Annotated in this window: 2 protein-coding genes and 1 pseudogene; all 3 read right to left on the bottom strand. The window is 43.0% G+C overall.

Going from position 1 to position 1,297, the window contains the following annotated elements; genetic code table 11:
• Positions 1–183, bottom strand: a pseudogene (locus BGO59_RS18445) (hypothetical protein); the annotation flags it as partial.
• Between the two features lie 2 nt (positions 184–185).
• Positions 186–593 (bottom strand): hypothetical protein, encoded by a 408-nt coding sequence (locus BGO59_RS18440; RefSeq protein ID WP_066436456.1) that lies wholly within the window; start codon positions 591–593, stop codon positions 186–188.
• Positions 594–644: 51 nt separating this feature from the next.
• A partial coding sequence (locus BGO59_RS18435) for a DUF932 domain-containing protein (protein WP_293685438.1) occupies positions 645–1,297 on the bottom strand: 653 nt, incomplete at its 5' end.

Below are 1,297 nucleotides of genomic sequence, written 5' to 3'. Positions count from 1 at the left end.
ACTTTCATTGTCCTGACTGATATTGTAGAAATAATCTCCGTGCGTGTCCTGTACGAAATGGGGTAAATGCCCGCAGTTGTCTTTCTGTTCCTGTTCAGCCATTGATTTGAATAGCTGTGTTATCTGCTCTATTGCTTCGGCTGTTCCCTCAAAAACAACCCAGTTGTTGCACCAATTAGCCATAATTATTTATCGTTTAAGGTTATCTGTAAAAATTTGTCGTTCCCGAAAAGCAGGTGTATCGCCTGTTTTAATTGCGGGTCGCATTGTGCATCCTCTGTATATTCAATCAGGCAGTGGATAGCGAAAATTGAATTGTGTCCGTCAAAAAAATGGTCTGTAAACCAGTTCGGGCGTTTCCAAAGTGGTTCATTCTTGTCTATGCCTTTTTGTGCATTCTGCACAAGCCTGTACCAAAATTCAGCGGTAAAAAATCCCTTTTGATACCAACCCTCACGAAAGGCGGTTTCATTTTGCAGGAAGTAGTCGCATTGCGTTTTTATAGCGTTTTGCAGGTTCTCCAGTTCTGCGGGAAACAATTTGCACAACAAGCCCGCTTTATCGAGGTTGTCCATTTTATCTAATGCTTTCATATCTTTTGTTTTTAGTAGGCGACCACCTTTGCAGGCAGTCGCCTTTGATGATTAATTGAAGTTGAAAATCTCTGCTCCTGAATAGGCAAAGTCTGTACACAGTTCAAAGGCTTTTTGTGTCTTTAGCTGTGCTGTACCGCCCATTACAATAGATTGTAGTTTGGCTTCGCCATCCCTGTAATTGCGTACATTCTGAAAGTAACCTGTAACAGCATTGTAAGCCCCGAATAATGTGCCTTTGGTAGTTGCCATTTGTTGGGTATCGCTTATCATAGCGTATTCAAAGGCATCATCTACGGTGTTTTTGAATACGGTGGAAACTTCATCTTCCGCACCTTTTTTAAGCAGGTTAAGCGTTTCTTTGTTCGGGCAAAGTGCCAACTGGATTAGCTTTCTTACTTCTCGGTCTGTTACCCTTACTTTAGCCCAGTCGTTAAAAATGTTCTCTAATTGTGTGCTTAGGGTGTTGGCAAGCCCCATAACCTTGTGAGCATTTTCAAGGCGTTGTTTTGCTCCTGACGTGTGTTTGATACGCACTACGTTGGTCATACTCCGCAATGATGCGTTCAGGGTGTTTTGGCATACGATACGGATAGGAGTAAACGCTGCGGTAATACTTCCGCTACCGTCGTGGCTTGTGGTTAAGAAGATGTACTTTTCGGTAACATCGTCGCCGTTACCTACTCGGATATAGTCGGGCAGCT

This window comes from Spirosoma sp. 48-14 (assembly GCF_001898575.1).
In the GTDB taxonomy this organism is placed as follows: Bacteria; Bacteroidota; Bacteroidia; order Cytophagales; family Spirosomataceae; genus Spirosoma.
The sequence above is the reverse complement of the archived record's forward strand: the minus strand, read 5'-3'. Positions and strand labels throughout refer to the sequence as shown.

Excerpts from the sequence above, each read along its gene's own strand:
- BGO59_RS18440 (WP_066436456.1), bottom strand. The coding sequence starts at position 593 with ATGAAAGCATTAGATAAAATGGACAACCTCGATAAAGCGGGCTTGTTG.